This is a genomic window from Kingella sp. (in: b-proteobacteria), assembly GCF_030527935.1.
In the GTDB taxonomy this organism is placed as follows: Bacteria; Pseudomonadota; Gammaproteobacteria; order Burkholderiales; family Neisseriaceae; genus Kingella_B.
In genome coordinates, this window is record NZ_JAUMZV010000047.1 from 1 (window position 1) to 16636 (window position 16636).

The 16636-nt window shown below is 49.2% G+C and carries 22 protein-coding genes; 16 read left to right on the forward strand and 6 right to left on the reverse strand.

The window, feature by feature from the left end:
* Positions 1-206: 206 nt before the first annotated feature.
* From Q4A85_RS11770 to Q4A85_RS11785, 4 genes are all read left to right on the forward strand, one after another.
* Positions 207-422: a hypothetical protein gene (locus Q4A85_RS11770; RefSeq protein WP_303110590.1), complete on the forward strand. Its 216-nt coding sequence runs from the start codon at positions 207-209 to the stop codon at positions 420-422.
* 10 nt (positions 423-432) lie between these two features.
* Positions 433-813 (forward strand): hypothetical protein, encoded by a 381-nt coding sequence (locus Q4A85_RS11775; RefSeq protein WP_303110592.1) that lies wholly within the window; start codon positions 433-435, stop codon positions 811-813.
* Positions 810-1070 carry a hypothetical protein gene (locus Q4A85_RS11780; RefSeq protein ID WP_303110594.1) on the forward strand — a complete coding sequence of 87 codons (261 nt, stop codon included), beginning with the start codon at positions 810-812 and terminating at the stop codon, positions 1068-1070. The genes Q4A85_RS11775 and Q4A85_RS11780 overlap by 4 nt, the downstream gene beginning before the upstream one ends.
* Positions 1071-1177: 107 nt before the next feature.
* Positions 1178-1306, forward strand: coding sequence for a hypothetical protein (locus tag Q4A85_RS11785; protein WP_303110596.1), 129 nt, complete (start codon positions 1178-1180; stop codon positions 1304-1306).
* A gap of 17 nt (positions 1307-1323) precedes the next feature.
* Here Q4A85_RS11785 and Q4A85_RS11790 read toward each other — a convergent pair whose 3' ends face one another.
* The gene (locus tag Q4A85_RS11790; protein ID WP_303110598.1) at positions 1324-2181 is read right to left on the reverse strand and encodes a KilA-N domain-containing protein; all 858 of its coding nucleotides are present in this window, start codon (positions 2179-2181) and stop codon (positions 1324-1326) included.
* A gap of 610 nt (positions 2182-2791) precedes the next feature.
* Between Q4A85_RS11790 and Q4A85_RS11795 the strand changes: the two genes are divergently transcribed.
* From Q4A85_RS11795 to Q4A85_RS11810, 4 genes are all read left to right on the forward strand, one after another.
* Positions 2792-2956: a ribbon-helix-helix protein, CopG family gene (locus Q4A85_RS11795; RefSeq protein ID WP_303110600.1), complete on the forward strand. Its 165-nt coding sequence runs from the start codon at positions 2792-2794 to the stop codon at positions 2954-2956.
* A gap of 197 nt (positions 2957-3153) precedes the next feature.
* Positions 3154-3309, forward strand: coding sequence for a hypothetical protein (locus Q4A85_RS11800; protein ID WP_303110602.1), 156 nt, complete (start codon positions 3154-3156; stop codon positions 3307-3309).
* Positions 3310-3625: 316 nt separating this feature from the next.
* Entirely contained in the window at positions 3626-4108 is a 483-nt protein-coding gene (locus Q4A85_RS11805; RefSeq protein WP_303110604.1) for a M15 family metallopeptidase, read from the forward strand.
* Positions 4109-4195: 87 nt separating this feature from the next.
* The gene (locus Q4A85_RS11810) at positions 4196-4411 is read left to right on the forward strand and encodes a hypothetical protein (protein ID WP_303110605.1); all 216 of its coding nucleotides are present in this window, start codon (positions 4196-4198) and stop codon (positions 4409-4411) included.
* 14 nt (positions 4412-4425) lie between these two features.
* Here the strand turns inward: Q4A85_RS11810 and Q4A85_RS11815 are convergent, their stop codons facing one another.
* Together Q4A85_RS11815 and Q4A85_RS11820 are read right to left on the reverse strand one after the other, a co-directional pair.
* Positions 4426-4713, reverse strand: coding sequence for a hypothetical protein (locus Q4A85_RS11815; RefSeq protein WP_303110607.1), 288 nt, complete (start codon positions 4711-4713; stop codon positions 4426-4428).
* Positions 4714-4723: 10 nt separating this feature from the next.
* Positions 4724-5644, reverse strand: a complete 921-nt coding sequence (locus Q4A85_RS11820) for a site-specific integrase (protein WP_303110609.1) — start codon at positions 5642-5644, stop codon at positions 4724-4726.
* Positions 5645-6084: 440 nt separating this feature from the next.
* On the opposite strand from Q4A85_RS11820, the gene radC reads away from it, so the two are divergent.
* The 7 genes from radC (at position 6085) to Q4A85_RS11855 (ending at position 11935) form a co-directional block, all read left to right on the forward strand.
* Positions 6085-6777 (forward strand): DNA repair protein RadC, encoded by a 693-nt coding sequence (gene radC / locus Q4A85_RS11825; protein ID WP_303110610.1) that lies wholly within the window; start codon positions 6085-6087, stop codon positions 6775-6777.
* 48 nt (positions 6778-6825) lie between these two features.
* Positions 6826-7599 (forward strand): 16S rRNA (adenine(1518)-N(6)/adenine(1519)-N(6))-dimethyltransferase RsmA, encoded by a 774-nt coding sequence (rsmA, locus tag Q4A85_RS11830; protein WP_303110612.1) that lies wholly within the window; start codon positions 6826-6828, stop codon positions 7597-7599.
* A gap of 51 nt (positions 7600-7650) precedes the next feature.
* Positions 7651-8253 carry a hypothetical protein gene (locus tag Q4A85_RS11835; protein WP_303110614.1) on the forward strand — a complete coding sequence of 201 codons (603 nt, stop codon included), beginning with the start codon at positions 7651-7653 and terminating at the stop codon, positions 8251-8253.
* Positions 8254-8263: 10 nt separating this feature from the next.
* A complete protein-coding gene (locus Q4A85_RS11840; RefSeq protein WP_303110616.1) occupies positions 8264-9859 on the forward strand; it encodes an XVIPCD domain-containing protein in 1596 nt (531 codons plus the stop codon).
* Between the two features lie 42 nt (positions 9860-9901).
* Complete coding sequence (locus Q4A85_RS11845; protein WP_303110619.1) at positions 9902-10435, forward strand: hypothetical protein; 534 nt, start codon at positions 9902-9904, stop codon at positions 10433-10435.
* Between the two features lie 83 nt (positions 10436-10518).
* Positions 10519-11247, forward strand: a complete 729-nt coding sequence (locus tag Q4A85_RS11850; RefSeq protein ID WP_303110632.1) for an amino acid ABC transporter ATP-binding protein — start codon at positions 10519-10521, stop codon at positions 11245-11247.
* A gap of 76 nt (positions 11248-11323) precedes the next feature.
* Positions 11324-11935 carry a histidine phosphatase family protein gene (locus Q4A85_RS11855; protein ID WP_303110621.1) on the forward strand — a complete coding sequence of 204 codons (612 nt, stop codon included), beginning with the start codon at positions 11324-11326 and terminating at the stop codon, positions 11933-11935.
* A gap of 143 nt (positions 11936-12078) precedes the next feature.
* Here the strand turns inward: Q4A85_RS11855 and Q4A85_RS11860 are convergent, their stop codons facing one another.
* Both Q4A85_RS11860 and Q4A85_RS11865 read right to left on the reverse strand, forming a co-directional pair.
* A complete protein-coding gene (locus Q4A85_RS11860) occupies positions 12079-12204 on the reverse strand; it encodes a hypothetical protein (RefSeq protein ID WP_303110623.1) in 126 nt (41 codons plus the stop codon).
* Positions 12205-12278: 74 nt separating this feature from the next.
* The gene (locus tag Q4A85_RS11865) at positions 12279-13424 is read right to left on the reverse strand and encodes a 5-methyltetrahydropteroyltriglutamate--homocysteine S-methyltransferase (protein WP_303110625.1); all 1146 of its coding nucleotides are present in this window, start codon (positions 13422-13424) and stop codon (positions 12279-12281) included.
* Positions 13425-13766: 342 nt separating this feature from the next.
* Between Q4A85_RS11865 and Q4A85_RS11870 the strand changes: the two genes are divergently transcribed.
* Entirely contained in the window at positions 13767-15623 is a 1857-nt protein-coding gene (locus Q4A85_RS11870; RefSeq protein ID WP_303110627.1) for a lytic transglycosylase domain-containing protein, read from the forward strand.
* Positions 15624-16281: 658 nt separating this feature from the next.
* Here the strand turns inward: Q4A85_RS11870 and Q4A85_RS11875 are convergent.
* Positions 16282-16473, reverse strand: coding sequence for a hypothetical protein (locus Q4A85_RS11875; RefSeq protein ID WP_303110630.1), 192 nt, complete (start codon positions 16471-16473; stop codon positions 16282-16284).
* Positions 16474-16636 lie beyond the last annotated feature (163 nt).

Here is a 16636-nt window from a genome sequence, read left to right on the forward strand (position 1 = left end):
TGCTGGGCATCAAAGGCAGCCTGAAAAAGTGGTTTTGCTCGGAATGGTGCGCGGCGGCGTTGGGGTTGCAATATCCTGACCGATACAGCCCGCAAAGTTTGGCAGATTGGTTTAGGCAGCCTGAAATTTAGGCTTTTTGATGACAAAAAATAACCCCCACAAGGTTGCAGCCTTGCGGGGGTTTTAGCATTTAAAGAAAAGGAGTAATGAACGATGTCGATAATAAACCAATCCAAACGGATTGTAAATTGAATATGGGGTTTGATATGACAGACAAAATTATAGGACAAATGAGCGAACAAGGCGCGGATAAGGCTTCTATGGCATTGCGTCAAGGGGTGGCGTTTATGTTTCGCTGTATTGGTATTGGCACAGGTTTATTGTTGCTGTGCTATGGCATTTCTTTGATTAAATGGTGGTAGGAGCGAAAAAATGCCAATCAACACAATCAACATCAGCGCGGCGGTAAACATCAGCGCCATCGGCATCGCGGGGACGTTTCTTGGCATGCCGGTTGAAGCCTTGATTTTGGGCGCGGTGGGCGGGGCGGTATCTTTGGGGCGCAGCGAGCCAAGCGGACGGCGGCAGGCGGTTACAGGGCTGATTGCCAGCATGATGCTGGCGGGAACGTTGTCGCCCTTGCTGGTGGAACTGGGTACGAACTACCTGCATCTATCCGACACCGCGCTGTTAAAGGCGTTTGTGCCGTTTACCGTGGGCGCAACGTGGCAATGGTTTACGCCAAAAATTACCGCGCTGATTGAAGCGTGGTATCTCAAAATTTTCAACAAAATCAAAGGAGACAAGCAATGAATGAGTATTTGGACATGGCTTGCGGGCTGATTATTTTTGTGTATTGCGCGTGCCGTTTGGGCGGGCGGCAATGGCGTTGGCATGATTTGGAGTTTTGGGCGCACTTGGTGCTGGTGGGCAGCGCGGTGGCGATTGTGGCGCAACGGGAAAGTATCCCCACGGAATCGGTGCTGTTTCGGCTGGGCGTGGCGGGGTATTTTATGGCGCAGACGTGGAAGATTTGGCAGATGCAGCGAAAGATGAGAAAGGCAGCCTGAAAAAACGCCGCGAAGTGTAAGGAGCTTCGCGGCGTTTCGTATTCAACAATGCTTGGAGTAGCGATGTGAATTTTAACATAGACTTTAAAACAATCAAGGAGCTAATGATGCAATATGGATTTTTTACGGTTGCCATTACGCTAACATCATGCAGTTTGTTGCTGATTTTGGCTATTCGTTTGCCCGCTATTATTTCCGCGCTGGCGGATTTGAAAGCGCGAAAAGGGGATAAATAGCCTGAAAAGCCTTTGCCTTATATCAAAAATTCGCAGCGGCTCAAACTATTTTGCATACACTCGCGCTCAAACGCGCTGCTGATTTTGGGCATTTCGCGTAGCAAGGCTTTATGTGTGCGGCGCAGAAAGCTGTGGCTTTCCATTGGCAACGTGCGCACAGTTGAAGCCCGTTCATAGCCCAAGGCAGACAACGGCGCGGCAAGTTCGCGCAGCAAATCGCAAGCCCAAGCGCAATAGTAAGTTACCGTTGCCAATTCGCGCAGTTCACTTTGGCTGAATGTAATCTCTGCGTTTTCAGGCTGCTTGTCTAATACTTCGCCGAACAGCACGCCGTTATCCACCGCCACGCGGCTCATCACGCTCAACACTTCGGCAAACTGTTCGGCAGGCACTTCCTTGTAGGACACGCCGAATTTGGATTTGACCGCGCTCCACAGCGTAATGGCGATTTTTGCCTGCTGTTCTTTGGGTGCGGATTTGACCAGCGCATTGTGAAGTTTTTTGACAGTTTCGATTTGGTCGGCGGTTAAGCCGTTGGGTAATGCTTTGGTGGGTTTGGGTTGCAGGCTGCCTGAAACAACAGCGTCAAAGGTGCGGATAACCAGCAGGAAAAATTTTGCGCTAATCCAAGTGGCATAGGCATAAACCAGTTCTTTGCAGACAAATGTGCCGCGATTTTTACCGCCGTTGATGACTTCGGCAGCTTTGCCGCCTTGGGCTTCAATTTCGGCGATGAGTTCTTGGGTTTGTTGCAGACGCAGCCAAAAGGTTGGGCGGTGTTTGTCATCGCCACCTGCTGCTTTGTGTAAATCGTTCAGGTTGTAGAGATTGTTGGAAGTTTGGCGAATTGCCACATTAGAAATTTGAATGTTCATGACGAACTCCTATACTTTTGATTGACGATTGCCACTTAATGGGTGGCGGGCTTCAATCACCGAGTATAGTCGGCGGAGCTTATTCCCCTTGCGGGTGTTTTATTTGGCTCTCTCGACCCGCCGTTTGGCTGGATTTTCCAGTGTGCAGATTTGCACAGTGAAATTTAATCAGAGACTTATGCCGCGAATGGACATAAAAAAGCCGCAGCTTTCGGGTGCGATGTAAACCGCTATACTTGGTGATGGCGCGATGATAGTGCAGCCTGAAACTTTGTGCAAGTGTTTTTTTAACTTTCGGCTGCCTGAAAATTCAGGTTTCCGAAAAAATCAACAACTTACCTTGAAAAAACAGCAAAAATGGTTTGCATGATAAAGTAGTATGTACTATAATTATCCCTGTTGAGACGTTCAACAACGGGAAACCCCCTACCGAAGCAGGGGGCGAAGATAGGAAAATCCAAATGACTAAGTTCATTTTCCTAGTGCTTTTACTGGTTGTAAGTTCTCAGGCTTGGTAATCAGTAAGTAGCACTTCCGAGGGGGCAACCCCTCGGGTCTTCATAACTATACAAACAAATGGGAATTTTCGCAATTCTGAAAAGGATAAATCATGGCAATGTCAAGAAATGAAATTCAAAAAAAATCGGACGAAAAGCGCGGTGTGAAGCTGTGTTCGTTCAAGCTGAAACTGGAAACGGTGGCAAGGCTGGAAAGGCTGGCGGCGGAACAGGGCTTGTCCAAAACCGCGCTGCTGGAAAAGCTGATTAACGAGTGATTGCCATCTATCCAATTTTGGAGAAAAGGCAAAAATCAACAACTTACCATTTTCAGGCTGCCTTTGCGCAGCCCTTTTTAAAACCAAACGCCCGAAAGGTACGAACTTTCGGGCGTTTTTTATTAACCATTTAGAAAGGTTTAACCAAAATGTTTGATAAGTTTAACCCCTTTAATATTGAAAGTAAAGGAAACGTTATGATTGAAATCAAAGGCGAAATGGACGCGCAGGGCGCAAAAGAAGTCAGCCAAACCGTAGCCGAAGGTAAGCGTTTTTTTATTAAATGCGCGGGCGTGGCTTTGATTTTATGCGTGGTTGGCTATTTTGTTTTGCGACTGTTTCAGGCAGCCTGAAAAATTCTAGGAGTATTCCTTATGGAAACCTTAAACATCAACCCAAAAGAAGTACGCAAAACCTTTTGGCACGTTATCAGCGGATTGGCATTATTGATATTGATTTGGCGATTGCCTGAAATTCTTGCTGTTTTTTTCAAGTAAAGGAATGCTGTGTTTGAATTGTTTATCAAGAACAAATGGATTCAGTTTGCCATTGGATTTGTGATTTTTTGCTATGGCATTTCGCTGATTAAGTGGTGGTAACACCTTTTTCAGGCTGCCTTTGGGCAGCCTTTTTTTGCGCCCATGCGGCGAGTTTTTTATGGAGTGAACTATGAGCTATAAATTAGGCAATACCAGCCAACAACGCCTTGTCGGCGTGCATCCGAACTTGGTTAAAGTGGTGCAGCGGGCGATTGAAATCACCGCGCAGGATTTCGCTGTAAACGAGGGTTTGCGCACTTTGGAGCGGCAACGCCGCCTTGTGGCTTCGGGCGCATCGCAAACGCTTAACAGCAAGCATTTGAAACAGGCAGATGGCTTTGGGCACGCGGTGGACATTGTGCCGTGGGGCGATTTTGACGGCAACGGCACGAGCGAGATTTCGTGGCATTGGGCGCATTATTACCCGCTGGCGGAAGCAGTGCGTCAGGCTGCCAAGGAATTAGGCGTGCGCGTGCGCTGGGGCGGCTGTTGGCAATGTTTGAACGATACCGGCAAGCCTGCGCAGGAGTTGGTGGCGGATTACAGCGCGGCGCGGCGGGCGGCAGGGAAAAAGGCGTTTATGGATGGACCGCATTTTGAGTTGGCAGCCTGAAAACCCCAAAAAAACAACCCCTGCAAGGCGGCAACCTTGCGGGGGTTTGGGTATTTAGCTGAAAAGTAACCCTAGATGGAGTTAAGCGTGAAAGATTTTAAACCAATCAATATTAAAAGTAAAACGGGAGTATCTATGAATGTGCATATTCAAGGGCAAATGACGCGCAAAGGGACAAAGCAAGTGGCACAAATCTTGGCGCATGAAACAGGGCAGGGGTTGAAGTGGTTATTGATTTGCGCGGGAATGGGCGTGGGATTTTTGCTATTGTGCTACGGTATTTCGTTGATTAAATGGTGGTAAACATGAACAAACCCCTACTCTACACACTCGCTGCCGTTGCTGTTGCATTCGCCCAATACCGCGCCTTGCAACGGTGGCACGACAAGGGCTACAGCGAAGCCGCCGCCAAATATGAGCGGCAGGCGTTGGAAGCGGAAAACGCGCGTATCCATGCCGTGCGCCAAACCGAACAGCAAGCTGCGCAAACCTACGCGGCGAAATTGCAGACCATTGAACAGGAGAAACAAAATGCACAAACTGCTAACGCTAATCTGCGCCGTGAGCTTGACCGCTTGCAGCAGCGTGTCGCAAAAGCAAATCAAGGAGCAAGTGTTAAAAACTTGCCCGAAACCGCCCGCCCATCCGCCGATGCAAACGCTGCCCAAGGCTGGGTTTTACGCGGCGGCTGTCGTGGAAATGTAAATCTTGAATGCCGCAGTTGTCGCGGGCGCGGCGAAAGAGTACGTCTAGACTGTGTGCTTGGATTTTGAATACGCTAATTGGGTCTATCGGGCGCAGTTTTTCCAATAGGGCGATGGCGCGTTTGGTTAAAGGCACATCGCGCGGATGCCCATTTTTGCTTTGGGCAACGTGAGCAATGCGGCGGTTAAGGTGGACATTTTCCCATTTTAATGCGCAAATTTCGCCCGCTCGCATGGCGGTTTCTATGGCAAAGAGTAGGGCGATGGCGCAGCGTTGAGTAATCAGATTCGGTGGTTCGTTTTCTGCGTAGTGCAAGGCTGCGCAGATTTGTTGGATTTCTTGCTCGCTGGGGCGGCGGGTGCGTTCTTTGGATGCTTTGGGCTTGCTGATTTTGCGCACGGGATTTTCGCGCAGCAAGCTCCATTCTTTCATGGCGTGTTCGCAGACGGCGGAAAGTGTGGATAATTCGCGGTTTACGCTGTCGTTGGATACTTGTTGCAAGCGGACATCGCGCCAGTCGGCGAAGTGTTGCGGGCGCAAATCTTCCACGCGGATATTCGCCAGCGATGATTTTAAAATGCCGTTAATGCGGTAGGTTTCGGAACGTTTGCCGCGCTTTTTGGTGGTTTCTGTTGCTAAATAGCGTTGTAAAATATCGCCAAAGAATACGTTGCGGCTTTGGTTGCCTTGTAGCCCATCGCGGATTTCGGTTTCTACACGCGCTGCCCATGCTTTTGCGTCTGAATGCCGCTCAAAGGTGGCGGAGCGGGAAACGCCACGCATGCGGATTTGCACGCGCCATTTATCGCCGCGTTGAATAATGGTTGCCATGGTGTTTTTGGTGTAATTTTTGGTGCAATCATTATCGGTTAAAAGCGAATTTTTGTGTAGATTTGGTGGGTGGCTATTTTTTTAATAAGTTGTTTTATTGGGGATTGTTGGGTGTTTGTGTGGGTTGTGTGGGTGGGTAGAGCTGCGGGTCTCGGGCACCAACCACATCAAAACACTACTACTCATTTGGGTAGTATTTTTTTTATCTCAATTTAGGGGCTGTTGATTGTCAACAGCCCCTTGCAAATAAGATTTTGCCATCCGTGTAACGATACGCCCGCTATGCTTGGCAAGCGTGTAAAACAAGCGCGAAAAGCAACGAGCATTTTGTAGGCATAATAGGCAGCCTGAAAAGCACTTTTCTCACGTTAATACAGTTTTCAGGCTGCCTTAACGGCACGCCAACCAACAACCAATCAGCAAACAAAAAAGGAACAAACATGAGCATCAAAGACTGGGCAGCAGGCGAACGCCCGCGCGAGAAACTGTTGGAGCGCGGCGCAAGCGCGTTAAGCGATGCCGAATTGCTGGCGATTTTGCTGCGCGTGGGCACGCAAGGCATGAGCGCGGTGGATTTATCGCGCTCGCTGTTGGATGCGTATGGCGGCTTGGGTGGCGTGATGCACGCTTCGGCTGCCGAGTTGGGCAAACACAAAGGCATGGGGCTGGCGGCTTATGCCCAATTTGCCACCGTGCTGGAAATTGGGCGGCGCGTGTTGGGCGAAGAATTGCGCCAAGCATCGCTGCTGAACACGCCGCAAGCGGTGGGCGATTATTTGCGCCTGCGCATCGGGCATGAGCGCGTGGAAATCAGCTTCGCGCTGTTTTTGGATGCCAACAATCAACTGCTTGCCGCCGAAGAAATCGCGCGCGGCACGTTATCCGAAAGCGTGGCTTACCCGCGCGAAATCGCCTGCTTTGCCCTGCAACACCACGCCGCCGCCGTGATTTTTGCCCACAACCATCCATCAGGCAGCCTGAAACCATCGCCCGCCGATTTTGCCTTTACCCAACGCCTGCACGCCGCGCTTGCCCTGCTGGATATTGTGTTGCTTGACCACATTATCGTTACCACTGCCGCCACCGTCTCGTTTACCGAGCAAGGTTGGTTACAGCCTTTTCAGGCAGCCTGAAAAGAAATTTAGTACAATCCACACTCTTTTTTTCGCATCCGTTCTGCCATGACTCAACACCAAGCCCGCAAACGCTTTGGGCAAAATTTCCTGCAAGACACCCGCATCATCGCCGATATTGTGAACGCCGTTCGCCCGCAACCCGATGATATTGTGATAGAAATTGGGCCGGGACTTGCCGCGATTACCGAGCCGCTTGCCCGCAAGCTCAACCAACTGCACGTTTGCGAAATTGACCGCGACATCATCGCCCATCTGAAAAAACAACCCTTTGCCAACAAGCTGATTATCCACGAAGGCGACGTGCTGAACTTTGATTTTCGCAGTATCGCGGGGCGCAAAAAAATTGTCGGCAACCTGCCGTATAACATTTCCACGCCGCTGCTGTTCAAGCTTGCCGAAGTGGCGGATGAAGTGGTGGATATGCACTTTATGCTGCAAAAAGAAGTGGTGGAGCGCATGGTTGCCGCGCCCAAAACCAACGACTACGGGCGGCTGAGCGTGATGCTGCAATACTTTTTTGACATGGAAAGCCTGATAGACGTGCCACCCGAAAGTTTTATCCCCGCGCCAAAAGTGGATTCTGCCGTGGTGCGCATGATTCCCGTGGCGGGACGCATCGGCATCGCGCAAGATTTTGCCTACTTTGCCGATTTGGTGCGCTTGGCGTTTCATCAGCGGCGCAAAACGCTGCGTAATAATCTGAAAGGCGTTGCCGGCGATGAGGATTTGCAAGCCGTGGGGATTTTGCCCACGCAGCGGGCGGAAGAAGTGGCAGCGGAAAAATATGTGGCGTTGAGCAATTGGCTGGCAGATAAATGATTTTCAGGCTGCCTAAAATGAAGTTAAATCATCAATTATTAAGGAAAAAGAATGAATAAAATACTTATGATGATACTCGTATCATTGCTAACTGCATGCAGTACCCATCACGCTAATACATCATCCACCTTAAACAAGGAAACAGCTATGACTGAAAACAAGCCCACCCCTCAGTTTACCCAACGCCAACTTTTAACAAAATTGTTGGCAATGATGGAAATTGCCCATTCCCAAGACGATTTTACGCCAGAGCGAGTAAGCCAAGTTTTTGGTGTTAAACTGCGCACACAAGGACTTGAAGAGGGAGAGTTTTTATTAACTGAAAATCTTACACCCGATTGGCATTATTATTTTGATAGAACCAATACTGGAATGTATAAAGGTAAATGGAGTTTTAATCTTGAATTAAGATTTTATAACGAAAGAAAGCCTGATGCGGCTGAATTGGATATGAGCGAAATTTGTGATATGAATATTGAAGAGTTTACGCGCAAAGCAGAAGCATTGGGCTATACCAGCTACCCGCTGTTTCATAGAGAAGTAAGAATTCCTGGGGTTTTGTTGGAACGGGATAATTTAAAACTTCATGTTTATGAGGCACGGCATCCATCTGATACGGCTTCGCCTCGCTGTATTGAACGCATCTTTTTTTAAAGAGTAAAAAATGGCACAAAATATAACTTTAAGCAAAGAAACTGAACTGGAATTGTTAAAATTCAAAAATCCGAGAACGGCGGAACAAGGTGGCAGAGGGGCATCGCAGGCAGAATATGAGCAATTGCGCGCAGTATTGCGTTCATCAGACAAGATTGCGCACGATGCTCATTTGGCCATTACTTCTAAATTTCCAGATAATCAAGCATATATGCAAGGCTTTTTTATTAACCCTAGTTTGAAGCAAGGCGTATATGCAGCATTTTCATCAGATACCAAGGAAATAGGCTTTAATCCCAATTCAATCAATGGCGGAACGAAAGCAGATTATTATTCTGCCATTATGACGACAGCGCATGAATTGCAACATGCATTGGATAAAACCAATACAAAAAACCTTTTTGCTGATTTAAAACAGCAAATTGTGCAACAAGGGGGCATACGCGATTACACCGATGAAATACAAAACTGGGTATTACAAAATCGCGAATGGGAAGCCCGCGCTGAGATTAACGGCTTTAATGCCGCGGTTGAGGCTTTGCGCCGAGAATTAGGAGGTAAAACCCCCACATTAAAGGAAATTTTTAATGCTTCCCAAAAGGATATGCAGAATTTTATCCAAGAAGCAACAGATAAAAATGGTCAAAAGGTATATAGCTGGCAAACCCATCCTAATCCAAAGAATCACAACATGAGTTTTCAGCCCAATGCCGATATAACTCTGGATTTGAATAACCCCGCCAACCAAGAAATGATTGCTTCGCGGTTTTATGATGGTTCCTATTCCAATGAAATTGCTGCGCAAACCATTAACATTATTCTTGAAAAAGAAAAAGAAATATATGGCCCAAACAGCAAAGTACATATTAACGCACAAGAATTAGCCAAACACAGCATTACGCTGCAAGGCTTGCAAACGTGGGGCGTAGATTTAAACCAAATTGTTGATATTTCCTCGCCTAGCTTTTTAAAATCGCAGCAACAATCCACGCAACAACACTCCGCTCATCAGCAATCGATTGATGATTACACCAATCGTTTTCTAAATAAATACGCTGCGATTAGGGAAGCGCATAAAAGCGGTAATCAAGAAGCCATACGCACGGCGCAACAGGATTTGATTAACCAATCGCCTACTGCCCAAGCCACGCTTACCCGAATGCAATCTGAATTAGCACAACGCCGTCAAGAAAAAGCGCAAGAAGCGCAAGCCTATTCTTGGGATAATCTGCCCGAAAAGGCACAAATCTTAAACCAGCAAATCAAGCAACATTTGAAAGCATATTATCAAGAACAAAATTTTCCTTACACCGAGCGTGGGATAGATAATCGGGCGGCTGCGCTTACAGCTGCGGTGTATGAGCAAAGAATACCTAAGGTGGATAGTGTGCATATTAACAGCAGCGGAGAGTTGGTGGCGGTGCATCGTACTTTTTATGGCGGTGTAGATATTGCTACAACCAATTCAGAACAGGCACTTATGCTGCCTGAGCGAGAAAGTTTTAAACAAGTTATGCATACCGAACAAGGTTTTGCTCAGGAAGCACAGCAACGCGAATATGAGAAGCAAATGGAACGTGGGCAGGGGATGGGGATAAGCCGTTAGGCAGCCTGAAAATATTTTTTCGTCAGTATTTTGGAATTAAGTATGGAAGATTTAGCATTTGAAAAAATAGACAAACTTGCAGAACAGGCTACTTTGCTGATGATGGATTATCAAGAAAAGTTAGATGGTTTGATGGCGCAAACACATGATGAGTTGGATACAGCATTAGCATTACAACAGGAAAAATTTATTGAATTTATCAATAAAAATGCAAAAGATGAGATGAACGCGGTTAAAATGGCATATATGAATGATATAGCTCAGGCTCGTGAACAAATGTTGCAACAAGTAACTGCAATCAATGCGGTTTTTAATGAAACCAGCACGCGAGCTAAACAACTGATATTTAGAAGCTGGGTGGCTGTATCAATTAGTACGTTTGTTTGTGCTGTGGCATTGATTGCTGCAATTTGGCTAGCGATTGATTATAAGAAAATAATACAAGCATCAAGAAATGAAGTTCAAATATTAGATGTGATTAGGCAGTCAGATATTATTAGATGTGGTGATGCATTGTGTTCACGAGTTAATAAAAATAAAGACAAGGATGGTTATCAAGAAATTAAAAAACGATAATTTTCATTTATTTTAAAAAATAGCTTACTTTAATAATTTCTTGGAGATTTATTATGCCCAACAAAATCAACTCCCAAAAACTGATGCTGAGCTTTAAAGCGGTAAACAAGCATTTTGGCAGTAACCATGTGATTAACAATGTGAATTTAGACATCCATCAAGGCGAAGTGGTGGTGGTGTGCGGGCCTTCGGGCAGCGGCAAATCCACGCTGATTCGCACCGTGAACCAATTGGAAAAAATTGAAAGCGGCGAGATTTGGGTGGACGGCATCAATGTTGCCGATGCCAAAACCGATTTGAACAAAATCCGCACCGAAGTGGGCTTTGTGTTCCAGCATTTTAATTTGTATCCGCATTTAACTGTGTTGGAAAACATCACGTTATCGCCGATTAAGGTGAAAAACATGGAAGCGGCAGCGGCGGAAAAGCTGGCGATGGAATTGCTGGAAAAGGTGGGCTTGGCGCATAAAAAAGATGCGTATCCTGCTGAATTATCGGGCGGGCAACGGCAGCGCGTGGCGATTGCGCGGGGTTTGGCGATGCAGCCTGCGGTGATGCTGTTTGACGAGCCGACTTCTGCGCTTGACCCTGAAATGGTGGGCGAAGTGCTGAAAGTGATGAAGGATTTGGCGCAAAGCGGCATGACGATGATGTGCGTTACGCATGAGATGGGCTTTGCGCGGGAAGTGGCGGATAGGATTATTTTCCTAGACCACGGGCAGATTTTGGAAGACCGCAAGCCTGATGAGTTTTTTGAAAGCCCGCAAACGGATAGGGCGAAACAGTTTTTGAGCCAGATTATGTCGCATTGATGCGCGGCAATAGGCAGCCTGAAAACAGACTTTCAGGCTGCCTATGTGTTGTTTGTTAAGCCATAAGGATGCCACCATGAAGACGCTGTATTTGATTCGCCATGCGCAATCGGTTGCCAACGCGGGCGGTATCAGCTTGCCCGAGCGCGAGATTCCGTTGAGCGCGCTGGGCAGGGAGCAGGCAGCGCAACTGGTTTTCAGGCTGCCTGAACGCCGCGCGGTGTTTGTGTCTGAAATGCAGCGCACGCAGGAAACCGCTGTACCGTATTGCGCTTGCTATGGCATTGCGCCGCAGGTGTTGCCTGTGTTGAACGAGTTTTCTTGCTTGTCTATGGATTTAATCGGCGGCATGAACGGCGAGCAACGCCGCCCGCTGGCGCAAGCCTATTGGCAGCGGGCGGATGTGAACGAATGCACGGGGCGCGGCGCGGACAGCTTCGCGCAGTTTAGCGAGCGCGTGGCGCGATTTTTGCAGCAATGGGATGCGCTGCCCGATGGCAGTTTGCTGTTTGGGCATGGTATTTGGATTGGGCTATTGGCGTGGCGGCTGCTGGGATTTCAGGCTGCCTGTTCGGCGGATATGACGGCGTTTCGGCGGTTTCAAACTGCGCTGCCGATGCCGAATGCGGCGGTGTGGCGGTTGGTGGGGGAGATGGGGGATGATTTGCGGTTGGTGTGGTGTGGGTAGGGCGGTTTAGCCTGTTGATTGTGCTTAATGGCAATAAAGCCAAAGATAACGCTAAAAACTGTTTTCAGGCTGCATCCGTTTCAGGCTGCTTGGATGCGAATAGGCAGCCTGAAAACGTTTGATGCTGTTTTATTTCAGGCTGCCTATTGAATGGGCGATTGGGCGACGAGCCGTCGCCGCTCCATTTGTGGCAGCCTGAAAAATTGTTTGTGCGTTTCAGGCTGCCTATTCTTTATGGCTTCGCTGCCCTGCCCTATTCTGCTGCGCAAAAAACACGCGCTGGGATTGCTCTTGGCGCGTGTTTTGCTTTGCGGGTTGTGGTTGTGATTAGGGGGTTAGGCGGTTACGCGCCCCATACTTCTTCGGCGATTTGGCGGATAAATTCTAGCTTGCGCCATTGTTCGTCTTCGGTGAGCACATTGCCTTCTTCGGTGGATGCGAAGCCGCATTGGGGGCTGAGACAAAGCTGGTTAATGTCAACGTATTGGGCGGCTTCTTGGATGCGGGCGATGATGTCTTGTTTGTTTTCCAATTCGCCTGTTTTGCTGGTTACTAAGCCAAGCACAACTTGTTGATTTTTAATAAACCGCAGGGGTTTAAAGTCGCCTGCGCGGTCGCTGTCGTATTCTAAATAAAAGCCGTCGATGTGGCAGCCGCCAAATAGGATTTCGGCGATAGGTTCGTAGCCGCCTGATGAGAACCATGTGGAGCGGAAGTTGCCACGGCAGATGTGCATGGTGAGTGCCATGTCGGCGGGGGCAGCATCGCGGATGTCGTTGAGCATTTGCACATAGCGGCGGGCGGTGGCATCTACGTTGATGCCTTGCGCTGCGTAAAGGGCGCGTTTTTCTTCGGAGCAAAATTCGCCCCATGATGTATCGTCCAGTTGCAGGATGCGGCAGCCTAAATCGTAGAATGCTTTGACGGCTTGGATGTACACGGTGGTTAGGTCGGCGAAGAGTTGCTCTGGATTATTGGCGTAAACAGGTGGCAGCTTGGGCTGGGCGGTGCGCACGCAGGTAATCAGGTGCAGCATGCTGGGCGATGGGATGGTGAATTTGACGGGGTAGCCGTTTGCTTCGGCGTGTAGGCGTTTGTAGTGCTCCAAGAAGGGATGCACGTTGGGCCATTGGATTTGGTCTATGATTTCTAGGGTTACGGGGCGGTGCATCTGGGCTTTGAATTGGGTGCTGTATGTGTCGGTGTCGCGCAGTTCTACGCCTACGAGTTCAAACAGGAAATCCAGATGCCACCATGTGCGGCGAAATTCGCCATCGCTCACGGCGGGCAGCCCGATGGCTTTTTGTTTTTCTACGATTTTGTGGATTTCGGCATCTTCCACTGCGTGCATGGCTTCCATGCTGCATTCGCCGCAGGCGCATTGGCGGCGGGCTTGTTTTAGGGCTTCGGGGCGCAAAAAGCTGCCGACGATGTCAAAACGATAGGGGGCGCGGGTGCGCGGGGTGGCGGTGGGGAAGAGTTGGCTCATTTTGAGTTCCTTTGGGGAAGGTTGGTAAAACGGGGAAAGTGGCGAGTATAGCAGTTTCAGGCTGCCTTTGATGATGATTTAAGGCAGCCTGAAAAGGGTTAAATGATTGGACGAATATTGAAAACCGCGCTATCGCTTGTAAACAAGAATATGCTCATTCAAAGGCAGCCTGAAACGCAGTCAAATGCAGCCTAAAACGCAATTCAAGCCGCCCCGCCCATTTTCAGGCTGCCTTAATCCTATCCCATATCCCACCCCCAAAGGCAGCCTGAAAGCGCAAAAAATGCTATGATACGCCCCTTTCAATTCCCCCGAAAAATCAAGCTCATGATGGAAATTATAATGACAGCTCTGCGTTTTCTCTCTCAAAGTGTCAGCGGTCTTGCCGTTGCCCTTTTAGCTGCTTGCGCTTCGCATCAAATCGCGCCCAGCGTGCAAGAGCAGCCCCTGCCGCCCGTGTCGGGCGAAGCGGCGTTTTCGCATCCCAATATGCGCCCCGCACAGTCGGCAGACCAAGCCCTGCAAACCTATGGCGTGTATGAAAGCGTGTTAGCCGCCGCCAAAAATGGCGACGACATCCAGCCCGCGCAATTTCTCGCCCAGCAAGGGCAAAGCGCGATGGGCGAAAGCGTGCGCAATGAATGGCTCAAAAGCCTTGCCAAACGTGGGCAAACCGCGCAATTTCAGCAGCAATACGCCCAGCTAGACCCCGCAGGGCGCAGCCAAGAAACCCGTTGCTACGCCAACTTGCTCGGCATGGAAAACGACCCATCATTCATCAACGAGCTTGCCGAAGAAACAGGCAAACTGCCCGCAGGCTGCAACAGCTTATTGCAAGCGCGCGCCAGCCAGCTCAACCCCAGCCGCGCATGGCGGCGCGTGCGCGGGCTGATTAGCGCAGGGCAAACCACCGATGCCGCCAACCTTGCCGCCGCGCTTGGCAGCCCGCTGGACAGCCCCACAGGCTTTGGCGCGCAAGAAAACTCCCTGCGCGATGTCATCGGCGCAAACGCGCAAAAATCGCCCGATACCGCCGCCACCCGCCTACAACAGCTTTCAGGCAGCCTGAACAGCGAACAGTCGGGCTTCGCATGGGGCGTACTCGGCTTGGTGCACGCCAAAAATCTCAACATGAGCGGCGCATTGAATTACTACCGCAACGCCGACCGCAACCAGCTCAACAGCGAGCAATTTGAATGGTTTGCCCGCGCCGCGCTGCGCCAGCAAAATTGGACGGAGCTTGCCAACATCATCCAAACCATGCCGCCCAAATTGCAAAACGACCCCACATGGCAATACTGGCTCGCCCGCGCCCTAGCCGCGCAAGGCAAACGCAGCGAAGCGCAAGCCCTGTATCAAAAAGCCGCCGCCAGCGGGCGCAATTTCTACGCCGTGCTGGCTACCGAAGAACTCGGCAGCCGCGTTAATGCGCAAAACAACGCCCCCGCCGCGCAAGACAACCACATCGCCCAGCTAGGTAAAGACGGCGCAATCCAACGCGCCTTGCATCTATTTCACAGCAGCCAACAATCGGGCAACTGGAAAATGCGTCGCCAAGCGCAAAACGAATGGAAATACGCCACACGTGGCATGAACGAAGGCACGCTCTTAACCGCCGCCCAGCTTGCGTCCAACCACCAGTTTTACGAAATGTCCATTCACAGCGCAGACAAAACCAACAAGCTGCTCAACTACAACCTGCGCTATCCCACCCCGTTCCGCGACTTGGTTAGCCAATACGGCAACGAAAACGGCGTAGACCCCGCATGGGTGTATGGCTTAATCCGCCAAGAAAGCCGCTTTGTGATGGGCGCGCAATCCAGTGTGGGCGCGCAAGGCTTGATGCAAGTAATGCCCGCCACCGCCAGCATGATAGCCCGCAAAATCGGCATGGATAACAGCGAGTTATATACCATGCACGGCAACATCCGCATGGGCACATGGTATATGGCGGATGCCCGCAACAGCCTGAACAACAGCGATGTGCTCGCCACCGCAGGCTACAACGCAGGGCCGGGTCGCGCCCGCAAATGGCAAGGCGCAAGCATGGAAGGCGCAATCTACGCCGAAACCATCCCGTTTAACGAAACGCGCGATTATGTGAAAAAAGTGCTGACCAATTCGGTGTATTACGCCAACATTTTGGGCGAACCGAAAACATCGTTGAAACAACGGCTGGGCGTGATTCCCGCGCGGTAAATATATTTTCAGGCTGCCTATTGAGTAAACATAAATAGGCAGCCTGAAAATTATTGCTCCCGCGCTTTCGCTCTCAAATAAGGCTTATACCCCTTGCCCGATTCTGCCTTAATACAAATCCGCCCATCACAAACCACCGCATCTGAACTATTAAACGCCCGCACAATCTCCACAGCATTTTGATAGCGTATAAATTCATTTTTCGGTGGTGTCCTAAAAAGTATGCTGGCTTAATTATTGTTGATAGAAAGCAGTATTGGTTAGAAATTCTGCAATCTGTTCCTTTCCCCCCGCTGGCGGGGGAAGGCTAGAATGGGGGTGGTAGGTGGATTAAACAGCCACCCCCACCCTAACCCTCCCCCGCCAGTGGGAGAGGGGACAACAGTACAGCATACTTTTTAGGACACCACCTCTTTTTCAGTAGCGTTTTGGGGATACACAAGTTTAAATGAATCTACTATAACCATAATACTTACTCTCCTATTACGTTTTTAGTTAATTGTTTTAACGCTTTAGCTTGAAAAGTTATTCCCGTAGGAAATTTTTCAATTTTTGGCATATAGGACAAAATGGAGGCTAAAACCCGCTAGAAACCTTATCCTATAAGGTTTTAAACGGAGTTAAAACCTTTGAACACAAAAAATGCTTTTTCTGTGGCTTAAAACAGGTCAAAAAAAACGGTAGCCGAAACGGTAAACAACGCTATAAATGCCATGCCTGCGGCAGACAATTTGAAGGTGGCAAACGACTTAATCCGCAAGAACTGCGGCAAGCCTATACCGCAGGCAAACAGACTGCTTCCCAACTTGCCGCCACATTCAAATGCAGCAGCAAAACCATTTACCGCCATCTCAAAAAAGCCGAACCCAAAGCCCAATTTGCCACTCCAAAACACGTCAATGTCATCATGGATACCACCTACTTTGGACGCAGCTTTGGCATCATGGTGTTAATGGACAGAGACCTTTGCAAAAAAGCCTTTCCTTCGACAGCCGAAACCCAAACACAGGTTT

Coding starts and splice junctions, on each gene's coding strand:
- Q4A85_RS11770 (WP_303110590.1), top strand. CDS start 207: ATGAACGATGTCGATAATAAACCAATCCAAACGGATTGTAAATTGAAT.
- Q4A85_RS11775 (WP_303110592.1), top strand. CDS start 433: ATGCCAATCAACACAATCAACATCAGCGCGGCGGTAAACATCAGCGCC.
- Q4A85_RS11780 (WP_303110594.1), top strand. CDS start 810: ATGAATGAGTATTTGGACATGGCTTGCGGGCTGATTATTTTTGTGTAT.
- Q4A85_RS11785 (WP_303110596.1), top strand. CDS start 1,178: ATGCAATATGGATTTTTTACGGTTGCCATTACGCTAACATCATGCAGT.
- Q4A85_RS11790 (WP_303110598.1), bottom strand. CDS start 2,181: ATGAACATTCAAATTTCTAATGTGGCAATTCGCCAAACTTCCAACAAT.
- Q4A85_RS11795 (WP_303110600.1), top strand. CDS start 2,792: ATGGCAATGTCAAGAAATGAAATTCAAAAAAAATCGGACGAAAAGCGC.
- Q4A85_RS11800 (WP_303110602.1), top strand. CDS start 3,154: ATGATTGAAATCAAAGGCGAAATGGACGCGCAGGGCGCAAAAGAAGTC.
- Q4A85_RS11805 (WP_303110604.1), top strand. CDS start 3,626: ATGAGCTATAAATTAGGCAATACCAGCCAACAACGCCTTGTCGGCGTG.
- Q4A85_RS11820 (WP_303110609.1), bottom strand. CDS start 5,644: ATGGCAACCATTATTCAACGCGGCGATAAATGGCGCGTGCAAATCCGC.
- radC (WP_303110610.1), top strand. CDS start 6,085: ATGAGCATCAAAGACTGGGCAGCAGGCGAACGCCCGCGCGAGAAACTG.
- rsmA (WP_303110612.1), top strand. CDS start 6,826: ATGACTCAACACCAAGCCCGCAAACGCTTTGGGCAAAATTTCCTGCAA.
- Q4A85_RS11835 (WP_303110614.1), top strand. CDS start 7,651: ATGAATAAAATACTTATGATGATACTCGTATCATTGCTAACTGCATGC.
- Q4A85_RS11840 (WP_303110616.1), top strand. CDS start 8,264: ATGGCACAAAATATAACTTTAAGCAAAGAAACTGAACTGGAATTGTTA.
- Q4A85_RS11845 (WP_303110619.1), top strand. CDS start 9,902: ATGGAAGATTTAGCATTTGAAAAAATAGACAAACTTGCAGAACAGGCT.
- Q4A85_RS11850 (WP_303110632.1), top strand. CDS start 10,519: ATGCTGAGCTTTAAAGCGGTAAACAAGCATTTTGGCAGTAACCATGTG.
- Q4A85_RS11855 (WP_303110621.1), top strand. CDS start 11,324: ATGAAGACGCTGTATTTGATTCGCCATGCGCAATCGGTTGCCAACGCG.
- Q4A85_RS11865 (WP_303110625.1), bottom strand. CDS start 13,424: ATGAGCCAACTCTTCCCCACCGCCACCCCGCGCACCCGCGCCCCCTAT.
- Q4A85_RS11870 (WP_303110627.1), top strand. CDS start 13,767: ATGACAGCTCTGCGTTTTCTCTCTCAAAGTGTCAGCGGTCTTGCCGTT.
- Q4A85_RS11875 (WP_303110630.1), bottom strand. CDS start 16,473: ATGGCGGTAAATGGTTTTGCTGCTGCATTTGAATGTGGCGGCAAGTTG.